The 16,737-nt window shown below is 71.5% G+C and carries 15 protein-coding genes, 1 tRNA gene and 2 pseudogenes; 11 read left to right on the forward strand and 7 right to left on the reverse strand.

The genetic code is table 11. The features are described 5' to 3' along the window. Positions 1–125 precede the first annotated feature (125 nt). On the reverse strand, positions 126–350 hold the full coding sequence (locus ACWGDE_RS04530) for a hypothetical protein (RefSeq protein ID WP_453387542.1): 225 nt from the start codon (positions 348–350) through the stop codon (positions 126–128). Between ACWGDE_RS04530 and ACWGDE_RS04535 the strand changes: the two genes are divergently transcribed. The 6 genes from ACWGDE_RS04535 to ACWGDE_RS04560 all read left to right on the forward strand — a co-directional run bounded on the left by ACWGDE_RS04535 (position 345) and on the right by ACWGDE_RS04560 (position 6,649). After that, a complete protein-coding gene (locus ACWGDE_RS04535) occupies positions 345–2,225 on the forward strand; it encodes an MFS transporter (protein ID WP_453387540.1) in 1,881 nt (626 codons plus the stop codon). The genes ACWGDE_RS04530 and ACWGDE_RS04535 overlap by 6 nt on opposite strands. Positions 2,226–2,328: 103 nt before the next feature. Further along, positions 2,329–2,535: a hypothetical protein gene (locus tag ACWGDE_RS04540; RefSeq protein ID WP_453387488.1), complete on the forward strand. Its 207-nt coding sequence runs from the start codon at positions 2,329–2,331 to the stop codon at positions 2,533–2,535. A 295-nt stretch (positions 2,536–2,830) separates the two neighbouring features. After that, positions 2,831–3,787, forward strand: a complete 957-nt coding sequence (locus tag ACWGDE_RS04545) for a hypothetical protein (protein WP_453387489.1) — start codon at positions 2,831–2,833, stop codon at positions 3,785–3,787. A gap of 155 nt (positions 3,788–3,942) precedes the next feature. Continuing rightward, a complete protein-coding gene (locus tag ACWGDE_RS04550) occupies positions 3,943–4,617 on the forward strand; it encodes a sortase domain-containing protein (protein ID WP_453387490.1) in 675 nt (224 codons plus the stop codon). Further along, a complete protein-coding gene (locus tag ACWGDE_RS04555) occupies positions 4,614–5,366 on the forward strand; it encodes a hypothetical protein (RefSeq protein WP_453387491.1) in 753 nt (250 codons plus the stop codon). Before ACWGDE_RS04550 ends, ACWGDE_RS04555 begins: the two co-directional genes overlap by 4 nt. Then, positions 5,363–6,649: an ATP-binding protein gene (locus ACWGDE_RS04560; RefSeq protein ID WP_453387492.1), complete on the forward strand. Its 1,287-nt coding sequence runs from the start codon at positions 5,363–5,365 to the stop codon at positions 6,647–6,649. The genes ACWGDE_RS04555 and ACWGDE_RS04560 overlap by 4 nt, the downstream gene beginning before the upstream one ends. A 12-nt stretch (positions 6,650–6,661) precedes the next feature. Here ACWGDE_RS04560 and ACWGDE_RS04565 read toward each other — a convergent pair whose 3' ends face one another. Beyond that, entirely contained in the window at positions 6,662–7,120 is a 459-nt protein-coding gene (locus ACWGDE_RS04565) for a hypothetical protein (protein ID WP_453387493.1), read from the reverse strand. A gap of 180 nt (positions 7,121–7,300) precedes the next feature. Beyond that, complete coding sequence (locus ACWGDE_RS04570; RefSeq protein ID WP_453387494.1) at positions 7,301–7,696, reverse strand: hypothetical protein; 396 nt, start codon at positions 7,694–7,696, stop codon at positions 7,301–7,303. A gap of 130 nt (positions 7,697–7,826) precedes the next feature. Between ACWGDE_RS04570 and ACWGDE_RS04575 the strand changes: the two are divergent. After that, positions 7,827–7,928, forward strand: a pseudogene (locus ACWGDE_RS04575) (tyrosine-type recombinase/integrase); the annotation flags it as partial. Positions 7,929–7,986: 58 nt separating this feature from the next. Here ACWGDE_RS04575 and ACWGDE_RS04580 read toward each other — a convergent pair. Further along, positions 7,987–8,059 (reverse strand) — tRNA-Arg (locus ACWGDE_RS04580). A gap of 428 nt (positions 8,060–8,487) precedes the next feature. On the opposite strand from ACWGDE_RS04580, the gene ACWGDE_RS04585 reads away from it, so the two are divergent. From ACWGDE_RS04585 to proB, 4 genes and pseudogenes are all read left to right on the forward strand, one after another. Further along, on the forward strand, positions 8,488–9,321 hold the full coding sequence (locus tag ACWGDE_RS04585; RefSeq protein WP_453387495.1) for an aspartyl/asparaginyl beta-hydroxylase domain-containing protein: 834 nt from the start codon (positions 8,488–8,490) through the stop codon (positions 9,319–9,321). A gap of 90 nt (positions 9,322–9,411) precedes the next feature. Continuing rightward, a complete protein-coding gene (locus ACWGDE_RS04590) occupies positions 9,412–10,377 on the forward strand; it encodes a hypothetical protein (protein ID WP_453387496.1) in 966 nt (321 codons plus the stop codon). Next, positions 10,374–11,606, forward strand: a complete 1,233-nt coding sequence (locus tag ACWGDE_RS04595) for an ATP-grasp domain-containing protein (protein WP_453387497.1) — start codon at positions 10,374–10,376, stop codon at positions 11,604–11,606. Before ACWGDE_RS04590 ends, ACWGDE_RS04595 begins: the two co-directional genes overlap by 4 nt. A 2-nt stretch (positions 11,607–11,608) precedes the next feature. Next, positions 11,609–12,439: pseudogene (proB, locus tag ACWGDE_RS04600) on the forward strand (glutamate 5-kinase); the annotation flags it as partial. 170 nt (positions 12,440–12,609) lie between these two features. Here the strand turns inward: proB and ACWGDE_RS04605 are convergent. The 3 genes from ACWGDE_RS04605 to ACWGDE_RS04615 all read right to left on the reverse strand — a co-directional run bounded on the left by ACWGDE_RS04605 (position 12,610) and on the right by ACWGDE_RS04615 (position 16,630). Next, positions 12,610–13,473, reverse strand: coding sequence for an ArsR/SmtB family transcription factor (locus tag ACWGDE_RS04605; RefSeq protein ID WP_453387498.1), 864 nt, complete (start codon positions 13,471–13,473; stop codon positions 12,610–12,612). A 317-nt stretch (positions 13,474–13,790) separates the two neighbouring features. Further along, on the reverse strand, positions 13,791–15,071 hold the full coding sequence (locus ACWGDE_RS04610; RefSeq protein ID WP_453387499.1) for an MFS transporter: 1,281 nt from the start codon (positions 15,069–15,071) through the stop codon (positions 13,791–13,793). Next, positions 15,068–16,630 (reverse strand): NAD(P)/FAD-dependent oxidoreductase, encoded by a 1,563-nt coding sequence (locus ACWGDE_RS04615; RefSeq protein WP_453387500.1) that lies wholly within the window; start codon positions 16,628–16,630, stop codon positions 15,068–15,070. Before ACWGDE_RS04615 ends, ACWGDE_RS04610 begins: the two co-directional genes overlap by 4 nt. Positions 16,631–16,737: the final 107 nt, after the last annotated feature.

Genomic DNA, 16,737 nt, shown 5'->3' on the forward strand with positions numbered 1-16,737 from the left:
TCTGGGGGTTTGGTTTTTTTTTTATTTTGACTGGGGTTGGGGCGTTCGGGCGCCCGGGGGCAACCCGGGGGCGCCGGATCGCGTCTACGACCAGAACGGGCCGGAGCGGATAGGACACCGGAGATTCATCGTGTCGTGTTGGGGAGTACGTCGGCGTGACCACCGCTGAGCGGCAGACGCAGGACCTGGCCCAGGGCCCGGATCAGGGCCGGGGCCGAGGTCGGGACTCGGACCGGGCGCAGGACCGGGACGGTGAACGCGGGCGGCAGGACGGTCCGCACCCGGACCCGGCAGGCGCCGGCCCCCTCCGCCGTGTCCTCGGGCCCGCCCTCGGCTGGGCGCGGCTGCATCCGGTGGCCGTGGCCACCGGGGTGGCCGCACTGCTGCACCTGGTCTGGTTCTTCGCCGTGGCCAACAGCGGCGGCGACCTCGCCGCGCAGGACGCCTGGGCCGAGTTCGTGGGCCGCCACCCCGATTCGGCGTACAACCTCGCCTGGTACGGCGGCATGCACCCGGTCTCGTACAGCGTGGTCTCGCCGTACGTGATGTACATGATCGGCGTCCGCACCACGATCATGATCGCCGGTACGGTCTCGGCCGGGCTGCTGGCGCTGATCCTGACCCGCTGCCGCGGGGCCGTGCGCGAGCCGCTGTGGCCCGCGCTGGCCGGGGTGTACGGGCTGCTGTGCAACGCCGTCTCGGGCCGGGTCACCTTCGGGCTCGGCGTGATGTTCGCGCTCGGGGCCGTCGCCGCCGTCTTCTGCTGGCCCCGCAAATGGGCCGAGCGGCGCTGGGCGAAGGCCGCCGTGGCGGCTCCGCTCGCGGCGCTGGCCACCGCCTCCAGCCCGGTCGCCGGGCTGTTCCTCGGGGTGATCGCGGCCGCGCTGTTCCTGAACCGGCGGCGTCCGGGTGCGTACGCGCTGGGGCTGGCCCCGGTGGTGGTGGTCGGTCTGTCGGCGTGGCTGTTCCCCTTCTCCGGGACGCAGCCGATGAAGCTGGTCTCGGCGGCGCTGCCGTTCGGGTGCGCGCTGGCCGCGCTGTTCCTCGTACCGAAGGGCTGGAAGACGGTCCGGACGGCGTCCGCGATCTACGCCCTCGGGGTGGCCGTGACCTGGGCGGTCGACTCCCAGGTCGGGTCGAACGTGACCCGGCTGGCGATGCTGTTCGGCGGGGCGGTGCTGCTCGCGGCGCTTCCGTACGAGTCCTCGCGCGGCCGGGCCGCGGAGGCGGTGGGGGCCGCGGGAGCGGCGGGGGCCGTGGTGCGACCGGGGGCCGTGGTGCGCCCGAGGCGTACGCGCCGCTGGTACGGGCTGGTCCTCGCCCTCGTCGGCGTGACCGCCTGGATCACCGTCAACAGCGTCACCGACATCGTCCGCACCACTCCGCTGGCCTCCTGGAGCCGGGAGCTGGCGCCGCTGGTGGACCAGCTCCAGAAGGCGAACGCCGACCGGGGCCGCGTCGAGGTGGTCCCGGCCAGCAGTCACCGGGAGTCCTCCGCCTTCCCCGCGTACGTGAACCTGGCGCGCGGCTGGAACCGGCAGGCCGACCTGGAGCGCAACCCGCTCTTCTACGACGACACCCTGACGGCCGACAGCTACCGCGCATGGCTGGACCGCTGGGCCGTGCACTACGTGGTGCTGCCCGCCGACAACCCCGACGAGGGCGGGCGCGACGAGGCGAAGCTGGTGCGCGAGGGGCTCCCGTACCTCCAGCAGGTGTGGGGCGACGCGAACTGGCAGCTGTTCAAGGTGGTCGATCCGACGGACCTGGTCGCGGGTCCCGCGACGGTGGTGCGGGCCGGCGCCGACCAGCTGGTCATCGATGTGAAGCGGGCCGGGCGGGTGCTGGTGCGGATCCCGCACTCGCCGTGGCTCGGGCTGGTGGACGCCGAGGGCAAGCCGGTGGCGCCGCCGCAGGAGACGGAGGCCTCGAAGGAGGCCGCGAAGCAGACGCCGAAGACGGGTGCCTCGGCCGGTACCTCCTCCGGCGCGTCCGCCGAGCCGAAGCCGAAGCCTCAGCCGAAGCAGTACGCGAACACGGGCGGGTGCCTGTTCAAGGCGGTCCCGGACGCGACCGGGGACGTGTGGACGGAGCTGCTGGCGCCGGCGCCGGGCGAGTACCGGGTGGCGGCGAAGTACCAGTTGCCGCGGGGGACGCCGTGTCCGGAGGAGCTGGTCGTCGAGCTGCTGGGGCCGCCGCACCGGCCGGATCAGCCGAGGCCTTGATCAACCATTCTTTACGTCCGGTCCGGGTGCGTTGGTATGTATATGTGCATACGATCCGAGTAGTCCGATTGGGTGCCCCGAGTCTTGAGGGAGTGACGACGGGATGAGCAAAGAGCAGAAGCAGGACTTCCAGGCGGCTGTCGCGAAGGCGGCGGAGGCCACGCGCCTGCCGCGCGTCGCGCAGGCGCACGGCTTCGAAGGTCCGGTCCGGAGCAAGGTCAAGGGCGGGGCGCACACGAAGGCGGAGCTCAAGCGGGCAGGGACCCCGCAGGGCGACCGCATCGGCGAGCGCAGCAGAGGACTGAGCTGAGGGCGGGCCGGGTCCGACCCGGTCACCATCGTCACGCAGGCCCTTCCGGTTCCGGCCGGGAGGGCTTTCGTACGTCCGCGACCTGGGACTTTGGTCCCGGCCGGAGCCAGGTTCCGGAGCCCGGCGGGGGCCTTAACGGCTTCGCGGGTCACCGTCCCGACAACCGTTACATTGCCGACGGATTACCAAAACATGACCCTCGTAACGTCGTGTTCGTCGCCGGGGCAAACCACTCGAAACGGGTGGAGCGCCCGGACCGAGACCACAGGCGACGCCGACCCGAGGGGAACCACTCATGCGCGCCACCTTCCGTACCGCCGCCGTCGCCGCCGGAGCCGTCACCGCCCTGGCCCTGCCGGCCGCCCACGCCTTCGCGGCGGACGCCCCGTCCCCGGCCGGCCCTTCCACGGCTTCCCCGGCCTCCCCCCAGGGCGACCAGGCGAAGCCGGCGGAGACGAAGCCGGAGGCGAAGCCCGAGGCGAAGCCCGAGGCCAAGCAGGAGACCAGGCGGGAGGACGCGGGCACGCAGCAGCTGAGCGACGGCTGGTACGCCAAGGTCTTCAAGCACGTCAGCAACGGCCCGACGATGGACCTGACGGTCAAGGGCTACGAGGCCGAGATCCTCCCGGCCAAGGGCGGGGTCAAGGCCACCCTGAAGGCGTTCGGCACGGCGGACTCCAAGAAGGTGGACGGGTACACCTTCACCCTGTCCGCGGACGGCAAGGTCACCTCCAAGAAGGACGGGGCGAAGCCGCAGCCGAAGCCGCAGCCGGCGGTCAAGGTCTCGGGCGTCTACGTCGGGGGCGGCACGATGGCCGACCTGACCAACACGGCGGCCGAGGGCCCGAAGGCCGTGCTGAAGGTCGGCCCCAAGGACGCCGCGAACGGCACCAAGGCCGGTACGGTCCAGGCCACCCTGACCAAGAAGAGCCCGCGCGCCGAGAACAACGGCCAGAAGTTCGAGATCGTCAAGGCCGACAGCGCCAAGCCGCAGCTGAAGGTGACGATCGAGGGCGAGGGCACCAAGTACTACGACTTCCCGGCGGTCAACAAGGGCACCGGCACCGGCACGGCCGACAAGCCCGCCAAGCCGGTCACCCCCAAGGGCGGCGTGCGGGCCGGCGCCGAAGGCGTCGAGAGCTCCGGCTCCGGCGAGGGCACCCTCCTGATCGCCGGCGGCGCCGGCATGGCCGCCGTGGGCGCGGGCGGCCTCGGCTTCGCGATGCTCCGCCGCAACCGCGCCGAGGGCTGACCCCCCTTCGGGGGGCCGCTGTACGGGGTGGGACGGCGGGCCGGGCCACGGCCGGGCCCGCCGCCCCCACGGCCGGGCCCGCCGCCCCCACGGCCGGGCCCGCCGCCCCGCCCGCCACGAGTTCCTGCCACGTCCGCACCGCCTCGGAGTACGCCATGACCCGCACCGCCACCCGTACGCCCGCGTCCACCCCGACGCCGGCCCCCGCGCGCCGCACCGCCCCCCGCGTCGCATCCGCCGTCCTCGCGCTCGCCGGCGCCGGGATCGGGATCGGCGCCCTCACCGCGTGCGGCGACGGCGGTGCCAAGCTGCCCCCGGACCCCAAGGTGGGCAGCACCGCCGCCGCCCCCGTCGCGGACACCGCCCCCGCCCTGCCCAAGTCGAAGCCGACCGGGATGAAGATCGACGCGGCGGGCGTGGACGCGAAGAAGATGGTCGACCTGAAGGTGGACCCGGCCAACGGCGAACTGGGCGTGCCCAACGCCGACACGGACGCGAACAACCCCGGCTGGTGGGCCGAGGGCGTCACCCCCGGGGAGCAGGGCGCCTCCGTCCTCGTCGCGCACTTCGACACGAAGTACGGGCCGGCCCTGATGAAGAACGTCAAGAACATCAAGCTCGGCGACGTGATCGAGGTCCCGCGCGAGGACGGCAGGACGGCGAAGTTCAAGATCCGCGAGATCGAGGACGTCAACAAGAAGGACTTCCCGACGGACAAGGTCTACGGAGACACGAACCGCGCCGAGCTGCGCCTGCTGACCTGCGGCGGCGAGCTGAAGGACGGCCACCGCACGAACAACGTCATCTTCTACGCCGACCTGGTGGCGTGAGACCCCGCGACTCCGCGCCCGCCCCCGGCAGGGCGACGGCCCGTCGGCTCGGCGCCGCCGTGGCGTTGGCCGCCGGGCTGTGCGCGCTGACGGGCTGCGGCGCGTCCGGCGGAGTGCAGGCCGCGGACCGGGCCAAGCCCGCGCCCCGCGCGCAGGGTCCGCACCGGCTGTGGCCCGAGCGGCCGCCCGCCCCGCCGGAGGCCGGCCGGGGGAGCGAGCCGCTGCTGTCGCACCCGGTCGCGGGGGTCTCCGTACCGCCGACGAAGGGCGGGCTGCGCGACGTACCGCCCCTGGAGGTCCTCGACGCCGACCTGGCGCAGGACCGGGCGGACGCCTCGGCCGGCCGGGGCACGGCTCCGGCCGCCGGTTCCGAACGGCCGCGGGCGCCGCAGGACCCGTACGTCGGCGACGGGTACGGGGACGGACACGTGCACGGCTTCGTCCGGCAGGCGCACTACCGCGACCTCACCGGGGACGGCAGCGACGAGCTGATCCTCGGCATCGAGCAGCCCGATCACCACCTCAACATCCGCGCGTACGCGGTCCGCGAGGGCCGGGTCCACCGGATCATGAACGAGACGCAGCGCGTCATCAGCGTGGACCTCGCCGCGCACGACCTCATCCTGCGGTCGGCGACCGGTACGCCCGGGACGGAGTCCCGCGACGTCTGGTCGTGGTGCCCGGACCGGGGCGTGATGGCGCCCCGGCTGACGGAGGTCCTCCGCACCCCGCGGGAGCAGACCGGATGAGCCCGCGCCGCCGAACCCCGCGCCTGCGAACCCCCCGCCTTCGCCTCCCCTCCTGGACCGCCACCCTCACCTGGAAGGCGGCGGTCTTCATCACCCTCATGTGCTGCGGTCTCGCCGCACTGCTCGGCGCCCTCGTCCACGACGCGATGACCCGTCAGACCGTCGACGTGGCCCGCGAGCGCGCGCTCGCCAAACTCGACCGGGTCACCGGGCTCTACGAGAGCGGCGCGAGCACCCCGCGCGGCGAGGGTCTGCTTCCCGACGGCCTGCCCGACGAGCTGCGCGAGCTGGCGGCGGGCGGCAAGCGCGGCACGGCCGTCGGCGAGCACCGCGGCAGGTCCGCGATGTGGGCGGCCGGTCCCGCCGACGGGGACCGGGTGATCGCGGCGGCCGTGGACTACAGCGTCAGCGAGAAGACCATCGCCGACCTGGACCGGGCCATCCTGGGCTCCTCGGTGCTGGCCATCGGCGGCACGCTGCTGATCGGCGCGTTCGGCGTCACCCGGATCACGCGCCGCCTGCACCAGACGGCGCAGGTGGCCCGCCGGATCAGCGCGGGCGACCTGGACGCCCGCGTCAACGACTCCCCGCGCCGCAAGGACGAGGTGGCGGCGGTCTCGGGCGCCCTGGACACCATGGCGGCCTCCCTCCAGCGCAAGCTGGAGACCGAGCAGCGCTTCACGGCGGACGTCGCCCACGAACTGCGCACCCCGCTCACCGGCCTGAACGCGGCCGCCGAACTCCTCCCGCCGGGCCGCCCGGCCGAGCTCGTACGCGACCGGGTGCGGGCGATGCGCTCGCTGACGGAGGACCTGCTGGAGATCTCCCGCCTGGACACGCGCAGCGAGCGGCTGGACCTGGACTCGTACGACCTCGCGGACCTGGCGGCCCGCGCGATCGGCGCACCGTCCACGGCGACGCCCCCGGCCGTCACGGGTCTGGTCGTACGGTCCCGCCTCCGCCTGGAGACGGACCGGCGCCGCCTGGAGCGCATCCTCGGCAACCTGATCGCCAACGCCCACAAACACGGCGCGGCCCCGGTCACGGTGACGGTGGACGGCCCGACCCTGACGGTGACGGACTCGGGCCCGGGCTACCCGGAGTACCTGCTGACGAGCGGACCGCAGCGGTTCCGCACGGAGGGCATGAACAAGGGCCACGGCCTGGGCCTGACCATAGCCGCGGGCCAGGCCGAGGCCCTGGGCGCGAGCCTGACCTTCACCAACCCGCCGTCGGGCGGAGCCCGGGCCCGCCTGACCCTGCCGGCCACCGAACCCCCGTGACGGTCCGGACGATCACCCGGACCGCTCGACGGCGTCGGGCTGCAGCCTGATCTCCTGGACCTGGTAGCAGTCCGAGTACACGGTCGCGATGACGGCCCCGCACGCGCACACCAGGTTGGGCCCCCACTCGCCGTCCATCCCGCAGCAGTAGCCGCGGCGCATCGCGAGATCGGGGTGCGCCTCCAGCCCGATGCCGTCGCCGGGATTGAGCACGACGGTCCGGCGCGGCCCGGACTCCACCAGCAGCCCGGAGGCCTCGTCCAGCACGTAGGGCGGCCCGGACGGCTCGGGGTCGACGGCGAAGGTCCCGGGCGCCATCCGCACGATCGGCCCGTCGGTATGCCCATCGACGTCCGTGGGCGATGCCTCGGGCCGGTACCACCCCTCGTCCCCGTCGGGGTCGGGCAGGGGCAGCTCGTTGACGTCCGGGGTCACGGCCCGGCGGCAGACGCGGCACAGGAAGACGGCCATGGGAACACCTCGCTTCTCCGCCCATGATCGGCGACCCCCACCCGGCCGGCGAACCACCGGCCACGCAAGAAGGGCCGGGCCGGAGATTCTGCCGCTGTCCACAGGGCGACGACCGGACGGAGGTGCACAGGTACGCCTCCGTCCGGCGTCGTTGATGTCAGCTGCGGATGTCAGCAGCCCCTACCAGTTTCGCCACTCGTCGGTGAGTTCGTGCCTTCCGAGTCCGTGCCGGGCGGTCAGCGCCACCACATCGACACCGTGCTCGGTCAGAGCCTCGTCGATGTATGCGCACAGCGCCTCGCGTTCACCTGTCTCGTAGCCGGAGTGGACCTCATCCACGGCGTTCAAGGCCAGGACGACGCGTTTCACCACGGCGAAGACCTCGGCGTCCGCGGCGCTGCTCAATCCGACCAGCTCTGCCTCGAAGGAGTCGAGGACGGCGTCGGTCGCCACCAGGAGTTCATGGGGAAACAGTTCGGCCATGCAGGCGCAGTCCGGATCCAGGGTCCCGGCGGCGAGTTGCTCGGCCTCACTGGCTACACCCTCGCGCCAGCTCGTTGTCGGTCTTTTAGCCATGGTTCGGACCGTACAACGCACCTGTGACAGCCGGGGCCACCGCGTGGCCGAGAGGTCTCCGGACTCGGCCGACCCAGCGGCTGATCGGGATCCCCAGGAGCGACGCCTCCTCAGCCGTCGCCTGCCGCGGCTCCGGGTGATCCGGCTGCATGACGCCCGGCACGTCTGCGCGACGCTGCGGACCGCCGCCGGGGTGGCGCCCCGCGTCGTCATGGAGATCCTCGGGCACAGCCCGCCCCCGTAGATGTCAAAGGCCCCCAGCCATGATCGACTGGGGGCCTTTGCCCATGTGCCCTCGGCAGGATTCGAACCTGCGACACCCGCTTTAGGAGAGCGGTGCTCTATCCCCTGAGCTACGAAGGCGAGCGTGTGGAGACCTGGCCGTGAGGCCGGGCCACCGCGGTCAGTGTAGCGGGTGGTGCTTGATCCGCATTCGGGATATGCGGCTCCGCGCGGTGTCGGGGGGTGGGGGCAGGGGGCGGGGTGCCGGGGCGCGGGGCGGAGCTCCGGTCGTGGGGGCGGTCGGCGTGTGCGTGGGGTCCGCCGGCCGGCGGGGCGGACCGCGGTCCTCGGTGGGGGAGGGGTGTCGGGGGCGGTGGAGGGAGCGGGGTTTCGGGGCGGGGTTTCGGGGCGGGGTGAAAAGGGTGCCGGGGTGGAGGTTAAGGCAGCGCTTAATGACATGGCGGCGGTCTTCGGCCCTGGGGTTGTATCAGGGCCATCAGAACGGTTTTCCGCCTTGCTTGGGAGATTCAGTGGCTTCAACCATTCTTGGTCGGCTCCCTCTGGATGACGTGCTGCTCGCCGCAGACATCGCCCGCCTCGAGGAACTTCCGCACCCGCAGGACAAGTACGACGAGTTCACCGCCGGCAAGTGGACGAACATGCCCTTGCTCAACGTTTCGGGGAAGCGCGACGACGGCGTGTTCCGGGACGCCGACTCCGCGCCGAAGCCGACCTCGTTGCTGGACGAGGTGCCCCACATCGCGGACGTGGTGAACAGGTGCTTCTCGCAGGAGCGTTTGTTCATGGCGCGCCTGAGGAACGTGGTCGACTGGTCGATCATCCCCCACCGGGATTTCCTCGAACTCGCCGATCCCAGTGACAACTACTACCGGGTGCTCATCACGCTCCAGGACAATCCGTACTGCGTGAATTCCGAGGAGGACATGGTCTTCCGTATGGAAAAGGGTCAGGTCTGGTTCCTGGACGCCGCGAACATGCACTCCGCGGTCAATCCTTCGACCCTCAGCCGCTGGACCCTGTGCCTCGATTTCAAGACCGGCAGCGACTTCTCGCCCGAGGACATCTTCGCGGACGGATCGCTCTACGACCCGACGATCGAGCCCACGCTGCTGGAGCGGCAGCCGATCAGCAGCCGGCTCGACCCGGGTCTGGTCCGGCACTTCGCTTCGCTGATCACCCCTCACAACCTGAAGGACATCGCCTTCGCCCTGGGCAAGGTGCACTTCACCAAGGACATCACGGTCGGGCAGTCCTGGGACTGGATGATCGACATCGCGAAGGCCTCCGGTCATGACGAGGTCATCGACCGGGTCGAAGGCGCCGTGGAGTTCTTCACCGGCGCCCGGAAGATGAACGAGCGGTTCTCCTTCACCGTCGCGTAGCACGGCCGTCGCGTAGCGCAGCCAGCACGGCATACCGCCAGCACGGCCCTCGGCCCGGGGGCCGGCGGCCGGTCGGAAAGGTGAATCGAAATGAGCACTGCTCGTGACCGGTCCCTTGCGGGAGTGGTCTGCACGCTGATCTACGTGTCGCTCTCGTCCGGGCGGGACCTGTTCTTCGCGGACATCCTGCACCAGGTGAACATCTTCGTCATGGTGCTGATCGCGTTCACCGTCACCATGGGGATGTTCTCGATCCCGCAACTGGCGCGTGGGCGCGGTCTGTTGGGCAGGGCGAGGTCCCAGCGGGGCGACCTGGTCCGGATCAACGTCACGACCGCGGTCATGTGGCTGTCGTTCATCTTCGCGTTGAAGCACATCGAGCCGGCCGTCGTGGTCGCGGTGAACTCCGCGGTCATTCCGGTCACCACCCTGGGCATCGCCCTGCTGACCGTGGCGGGCCACCGGGTGGTGCGCAGCGACGCGGTCGCGGCGGCCGGCATCTTCTGCTCGGTGGCCTTCCTCGCGGTGCTGACGGCGACCGGCGCCTCGGCCGTCGGCGAGCTGAGCGCCTCGAGCGCGGTCCTCGGGATCGCCGGAGCGATCGTCAGCGGGGCCACGACCGCCTGGAACAACGTGATCGCGAAACGGCTGGCCGACGGTGGTCTGGCCGCCGCCGACGTCATGGCGTTCCGCTTCCCGCTCCTGATCGTGTCCAGTGCCGTCTGCATCCAGGTCTTCGACGTTCCGGTCGAGGTGACCTCCGGTCAGCTGACGGCGATCGCGGTGGCATCGGTGCTCGTGATCATGCTGCCGCTGTACTTCCTGCAACTGGGCATAGCCCGCTCCGACATGGCCACCACGGGGATCCTCATCGCGATCGGCCCGCTCGTCACCTTCGGCCTGCAACAGGCCCTGGGCAGGTACCCGTTCTCGCCGTCCTCCTTCGTGGGCATCCTCGTCGCCCTCGCCTTCGTCCTCTACGCCCTCTACGCGAAGTTCAGGTCCGCCGAGCCGGCCCGGCCGGCGGCGGCCCACGTCACGGAAGTCAAGGTATGAAACTGTTCGCCATCGTCGACGGATTCTCCTCCGGAGCGGGCCTCGCCCGTGAACTGCGGGAGCTGGGCCACGCCTGCATCAGCGTGCTGAGCGGGCCGGAGGTCCCGGAGGTCTACCGCAACTCCTACGACCGCTCGCTGTTCACCGTCGAGCTCTTCGACTCGGAGACGCTGGCCGCCGAACTCAAGGAACTGGCACCGGACTTCGTCATCGCGGGGGCGGAGAGCGGAGTCAACCTGGCCGACGAGCTGAGCGAGCGGCTCGGCCTCCTCACCAACGGGAGCCGGCTCAGCCCGGCCCGCCGCGACAAGTACCTGATGGCGCAGACCGTACGGGCCGCCGGCCTGCGGACGGCCGAGCAGTACCGGACCTCGGACCCCACCAAGGCCGCCGAATGGGCCCGCAGCCTCGACGTGTTCCCGGTCGTGGTCAAACCGCTGAACAGCTGCGGAGCCGACAGCGTCGTCTTCTGCAGCACTCCCGAGGAGGTCTTCCGGGCCGCCGACGGGATACTCGGCCGGGTCAACCAGATCGGGCTGGAGAACGAGGAGGTCCTCGTCCAGTTCTTCCTGTCCGGCACCGAGTACATCGTCAACACGGTCAGCCGCGACGGGCAGGCGTTCGTCTGCGACATCTGGCGCTGTCGCAAGGAGCGCGTGGAGGGCGCCGGTTACATCTCCTGCCTGGAGGAACTCCTGCCCCGGGACGGCGACCTGCAGGACGCGCTCGCCGAGTACGCGCTGGGCGTCCTCGACGCACTCGGCATCCGGCACGGACCGGCCCACTTCGAGATCATGATGACCCAGGACGGACCGGTGCTCATCGAGGTGGGATCCCGACTGCAGGGCGCGACCCACCCGGCATCGATCCGGGGGGCCCTCGGCACCGACCAGCTCGCGCTCACGATCGAGGCGTACCTGGAACCGGAGCGGCTCCTGGCCCGGGCCGGCGGCCGCTACCGGGCGAGCAAGGCGATGTACCACGGCTTCATGGTCTCGCCGGTGGGCGGGAAGCTCACCGACCTGCCGCGCATGGACGAACTGCGGGCCCTGGAGACCTTCGTGCACTCCACGATGCGGGCCCGGGTCGGCGGCGCCATCGACCGGACGATAGGCCTGTTCACCTCGCCCGGCGTGGTCGATTTCGTGCACGAGGACCCCCAGAAGGTGGCCGCCGACTACGCCGCTTTCCGTGCCATGGAGGCACGGGGCTTCTACGTGGTGGAGTGACCGTGGCCGCCCTGAGAACCGCTGTCGCCGGGGCCCGCCGGCTGGTGGTGAAGGTGGGCTCGTCCTCCCTGACCACACCGGCGGGCACCCCGGACACCGTGGCCATCGACGCACTCGTGGACGCGCTGGCCGTACGCGGGCGCGGTGGGGCGGAGATCGTCCTCGTGTCCTCCGGGGCGGTCGCCGCGGGCCTCGGCCCGCTCGGCCTCACCGCCCGGCCGCGGGACCTCGCGACGCACCAGGCGGCCGCGAGCGTGGGCCAGGCGCTGCTCGTGGCCCGGTACGCCGCCTCCTTCCGGCGGCACGGGCTCGGCGTCGGCCAGGTCCTCCTGACCTCGGACCACGTCACGCGGCGGACCCACTACGACAACGCCCGGCGGGCGCTGGGGCAGTTGCTGGAGCTCGGTGTGGTCCCGATCGTCAACGAGAACGACGCCGTCGCCACCGAGGAGATCCGCTTCGGTGACAACGACCGGCTGGCCGCACTGGTCGCACAGCTCGTCGGGGCGGACGCGCTCGTCCTGCTGTCGGACGTGGACGCCCTCTACACCGGGGATCCCCGGGATCCCGCGAGCCGCCGGGTCCCGGAGGTCCCCACCGGGTCCGGCCTGGAAGGCGTGCGCATCGGCCCGGTGGGCGGCGGGCCCGGAACCGGCGGCATGGCCAGCAAGGTCGAGGCGGCCGCCACGGCGAGCGGGGCGGGCATCCCGGTGGTCCTGACCTCGGCGGCCGCCGCCCCGGCGGCGCTCGCCGGCGAGGTGGTCGGCACGTACTTCCACCCGGCGGAACTGAGCCCGCCGTCCCGGCAGCCGTGGCCGGCCCACGCGGTGACCGTACGGGACCGCACGTTCCTGCTCGACCGGAAGGAGCCCGCGAACGCGCGCTGAGCCCCGTGCAGGGGCCCGGACAAGGGCAGGGCCCCGGACAAGGGCCCGTGTACGAGCTCGTGAAGGCACGCCGAGCCCCCGGAGCCCGTGGCCCCGGGGGCTCGGCGCGTTGCGGGCTACGCCGGCAGCCCGGCGCCGTCGTCGAGGAGCGCTCTGCCCAGAGGGGTGAGCGAGTGCCACACGGAGTTCTGCTCCCGCCGCGAGATGATCAGGCCGGCCTGGCGCAGGACGCCCACGTGCTGGCTCGCGGCCGCCACCGAAACGCCGATCCGCTTGGCCAGCATCGTCGTGTTGGCGCTGCTGCCGAGTTCCTCCAGGGCGGCGGCCCGGGTCCGTCCGAGCAGTCCTTGCAGCGCCTCGGAGGAGGTCGAGCCCGCGGAGAGCACCGCCGCGACGTCCCCCGGCTCGCGGGACGCGGGGTAGATCAGGACCGGGGTCCCGTCGCCGTCCGCCGGGACGAACAACTGCGGTTCGGCGGGGCAGAAGAACGAGGGGGCGAGGATCAGGCCGCGTCCTTCGAGGTGCAGATCGGCGTCGAACACGAACGGGTTGTACAGCGGCATCTCCAGGGTGGGTGCATTCCACCGCAGATAGGGATGCAGCCGTTCGAGCAGTTGCTCCACACCGCCTTCGGCGACGAGCCGGGCGCCTTTGTCGCATTCCGCGGAAAGATGGGCCTGGATTCGCGGCCAGTGCGGCTGGATGAATGTCCGGTGGCATTCCGCGAGGTCCGCGGCGAACTTCCGCTGGACTTTGAAGTCCCCGGATACGATGGGCCGCAGCCAGGCCGGCATGCGATGGGCGATGTCGGGAATATCGCGGAATTCGCTGTGGAGCCGGGCCGTCGGCAGTTCGAGCAGCCGGTCGATGCCCTCCTCGACCGTGTCGGTGCGGCCGATCATGGTGAAGAGGTCGGCGGCTCCCCCGTGGAGCGGGGCGAGGAAGTGCCCCAGTGAGGCCGCGTGGGAAGGGCTGCGCAACAGCGCCTGCGTGCGCCACCCCTGGAACAATGATTTCTCGGGCCGTTGCCTCAGGGTGCGTAACACCCACTGGGTCTCGGCCAATGGCCCCATGACCCACAGCCGGACTCGGGCGAGATCGTTGGCTGTGAAATGTAAGCGCATCAATTTATCCCCAACCCCCGTAAGGAACCAATCAGACCCTAGATCACTTCCTAATCGTTTCGGAAACGATCCCGGACGATTCCCACATGGTGAGATCGGGGGTCGGTGAAGGTGAAGGCATTCCGTGGGGATTGCGGGGTTTCGGCATATGCCCCGTCTTCCGGTGGCCGGTGTCAGGGTTTGACCCACTGGCCCTTTCGGAGGGACGGGACGCTGAGGACGAGGGCCGCGATCGGGACCGTCGCGTACCAGGCGAAGCCCTCGCTCGGTCCGAAGACGTCGACCAGTTTGCCCAGGGCCAGGTAGCCGCAGCCGATGAGGAGGGATTCGACGAACGTGATCATCGAGAGGAGGCTCGCGCGGTAGCGCGAGGGCACCCCCTCGTTGAAGACGTTGTCGACCACGACCGCGGTGATGTCCGGTGCGCCCACCGACAGGAGGAAGACCGCCACCGTTAGCCAGGCCAGCCCCAGGCCGCTCACGCCCAGGGCGCCGGCCAGGACCAGCAGGGTGAGCGGGACCAGCAGGTGTACGCCGAGGCGCCGGTCGGCCCGGTCGGCCAGCAGGGGGGCGAAGCCGCCGATGAGGAAGCCCGCCGACATCACCACGCTGACCAGGGTCGTCGCCAGGCCCTGGGCGCTGAGCGCCTGCTGGGTGAAGATGAAGTACGGGGTCAGCGTGGCGTGCATCAGGCCCGAGACGACCACCAGGGACGCCAGGCGCGGGGTCAGATTGCGCAGGACCGCCGCCCTGCCCAGCTCCTCGCCCTCCGGAGAGGACTCCGCCGGCTCGTCCAGTTCCGCCGCCTCGCGGCCGTCCATCTCCGGAACCCGGGTCAGCAGGACGGTCGCGGCCAGCACGAGCGCGCCCGCCGAAGCCAGGTAGACCAGCTCCCAGGAGACCTTCTGCAGGGTGCCGCCCAGCGCGATGGCCAGTGCCGTGGTCGTGGCGCCGAAGGTCGCGTAGCGGGACTTCACCTTCACGTAGTGGGTCTGGGCGCCGCGCCGCTTGAGGAGGTCGTAGAGGAGCGCGGTGTCGGCGCCCGAGACGAAGGCCATGCCGATGCCCTGGAGGGCGAACAGGACGACGAACCACGGGAAGCCGGTCAGGGTCACCTGCCCGACCAGACAGGCGGCGATCAGGCCCTGGCCGATCACGATGCTCGCCCGCCGGCCCACGCGGTCGGCGACGAACCCGGTCGGCACCTCCGCCAGCGCACTGATGATGTAGATCGTGGTCTGGAGCAGGGCGATCTGCGCGATGGAGAAGCCCTGGTGGGCCAGGTAGAGGACGAACACGCCCCGCTGGAACAGGGAGTTCGCGAACACCGCGTACACGTAGAAGGGCAGGGCCACCCGCCGGGCCGTACCCGGAACCGGCGTGTTCCCGCCGTCCCCCGAGGTTTCCGGCTCCGCGCCGTCCTTGTGCGCGATCTCGCTCGAATCCGTGGTCAACGTGCCGTCTCCAGTCCGAAAGAGGCTCCGCGGCTGCCGAGCAGCGACTTCACCCGTAGATAGGCCTCGCGGTCGGGGCCGTCCTCACTGAACAGGCCCGCGACAAGGAACGGTACGAGGTCGGGCGAGAATCCGTAATCCGAGTTGTTCGCGGGGCCGTTCGCCGTGGCCAGATCCTCGTACAGGTGCGCGGCGCCCCCGCCGAACAGCGTCGGCACCGCCTGGTGCCGCCAGAGCCGCGGCAGTACGAGGGAGGCCTCGAAGCCCGTGCACGCACCCTGGTAGGCGGTCTCCCCGGCGCTCTCGGCGGCGGTGAACACACTGATCGGGCGGCGGGTCGGGAGAAACGGGTGCGCGTAGGGACCGCCCGTTCGGGAGGCATCCGTCGTGGAGGCATCCGTAGTGGAGGCGCCCGTTGCGGACCTGCCCGCGCCGAGGATCGCGTCCGCCGTGATCTCCGCGATGAGCGGGCTGTTGTGGAAGCCGTCCCGGTAGGTGCCGGTCGCGATGTGCAGCCCCTCCAGCGGCCCTGGGCCGAGGAGCGGGAACGTGTCCAGGGACACCGGCCGGTTGCCCACGCGCCATTCGGCGATCTCGGCGAACGCGAAGCCGTTGTTCAGCTGGTCGATCGCGCACTGCAGGAGGAAATGGCTCAGACCCGCCGACGGCAGCGTCCTCGGGGTGGCGAAGACGACGTTGGTGGCGCCGAGGTAGTCGCGCCCGTCCGGGAACGGGACGGCGTGCAGCCCGCAGGAGCCCGCACGGTTGACGCTGCGCACGACGTGCCGGAAGGGCGTGGACTCCGTGCGGTGCGTGACCGCCGCGATCCCCGTGCCCGAGAACACGGGCTGTACCTCGTCCGGCCCGAGCACGGTGTCCAGGAGGGGCGTGGTGAACGCCCCGGCGGCCACGAGCGTGGTGCCCGCGAGGAGCCGGTCGCCGTTCTCCAGCTCCGCGCCCGTCACCCTCTGGCCGTCGCGCGTGAGCGCCCTGGCCGCGTACGGGAGGAACCGGACCCCCCGCGCCACGAGCGCGCCTCGCAGCGCCCCGTACACCGCCCCACTGTCGGCGGCGCCCTCCTCGGGCAGGAACAGGGCGCGCAGCGGCCGCGCGGTGGGAGTGGGGTCGAGGCCCACGATCGAGCGCGGGCCGATCAGCTCGTGGGGCTCGCCGTACTTGGCGACCGCGTCGAGCATGGCGTCGAAGTTCTCCGAGTCCAGCTCGCCGGAGACCGCGTTCTCGATGACGACCGTCCCGGAGACGGTGTGGGGGCGGTCGTGGCCGGACGCCTCGACGATCCCGTCCAGCCAGGAGGGCCACAGGGCGAGCGCGTCCCGGCACATCGCGAACTTGGCGCGCGAGGCGTCGGAGCGCAGCGTGTACTTGGTGATCTCGGCGAAGCAGTTCAGCATGGCGCCGGAGGCGGGCGTGGCCGCGCCCGCGCGGTCGTCCGGGCCGATGACGGCGACCGACAGGGACGGGTCGCGCCGCGTGAGCTCGAAGGCCGTGGACAGGGCGAGGATGCCGTTGCCGACGATGGCGATGTCTGCCGTGATCAAGTCTTTCTCGTCTCCTTGGATCGGATGCGCGGTCGTACGGGTGCGGGCGTGCGGGGCGTGCGGGGCGTGCGTACGGGGCGGTCGTACGGTGCGTTCGTGCCGGTCCG

The organism is Streptomyces sp. NPDC054956 (genome assembly GCF_053609185.1).

What these genes read in the sequence shown, in the direction of transcription:
- ACWGDE_RS04530 (WP_453387542.1), bottom strand. Translation starts at nt 350, where the DNA reads ATGCAGCCGCGCCCAGCCGAGGGCGGGCCCGAGGACACGGCGGAGGGG.
- ACWGDE_RS04540 (WP_453387488.1), top strand. Translation starts at nt 2,329, where the DNA reads ATGAGCAAAGAGCAGAAGCAGGACTTCCAGGCGGCTGTCGCGAAGGCG.
- ACWGDE_RS04545 (WP_453387489.1), top strand. Translation starts at nt 2,831, where the DNA reads ATGCGCGCCACCTTCCGTACCGCCGCCGTCGCCGCCGGAGCCGTCACC.
- ACWGDE_RS04550 (WP_453387490.1), top strand. Translation starts at nt 3,943, where the DNA reads ATGACCCGCACCGCCACCCGTACGCCCGCGTCCACCCCGACGCCGGCC.
- ACWGDE_RS04560 (WP_453387492.1), top strand. Translation starts at nt 5,363, where the DNA reads ATGAGCCCGCGCCGCCGAACCCCGCGCCTGCGAACCCCCCGCCTTCGC.
- ACWGDE_RS04565 (WP_453387493.1), bottom strand. Translation starts at nt 7,120, where the DNA reads ATGGCCGTCTTCCTGTGCCGCGTCTGCCGCCGGGCCGTGACCCCGGAC.
- ACWGDE_RS04570 (WP_453387494.1), bottom strand. Translation starts at nt 7,696, where the DNA reads ATGGCTAAAAGACCGACAACGAGCTGGCGCGAGGGTGTAGCCAGTGAG.
- ACWGDE_RS04590 (WP_453387496.1), top strand. Translation starts at nt 9,412, where the DNA reads ATGAGCACTGCTCGTGACCGGTCCCTTGCGGGAGTGGTCTGCACGCTG.
- ACWGDE_RS04595 (WP_453387497.1), top strand. Translation starts at nt 10,374, where the DNA reads ATGAAACTGTTCGCCATCGTCGACGGATTCTCCTCCGGAGCGGGCCTC.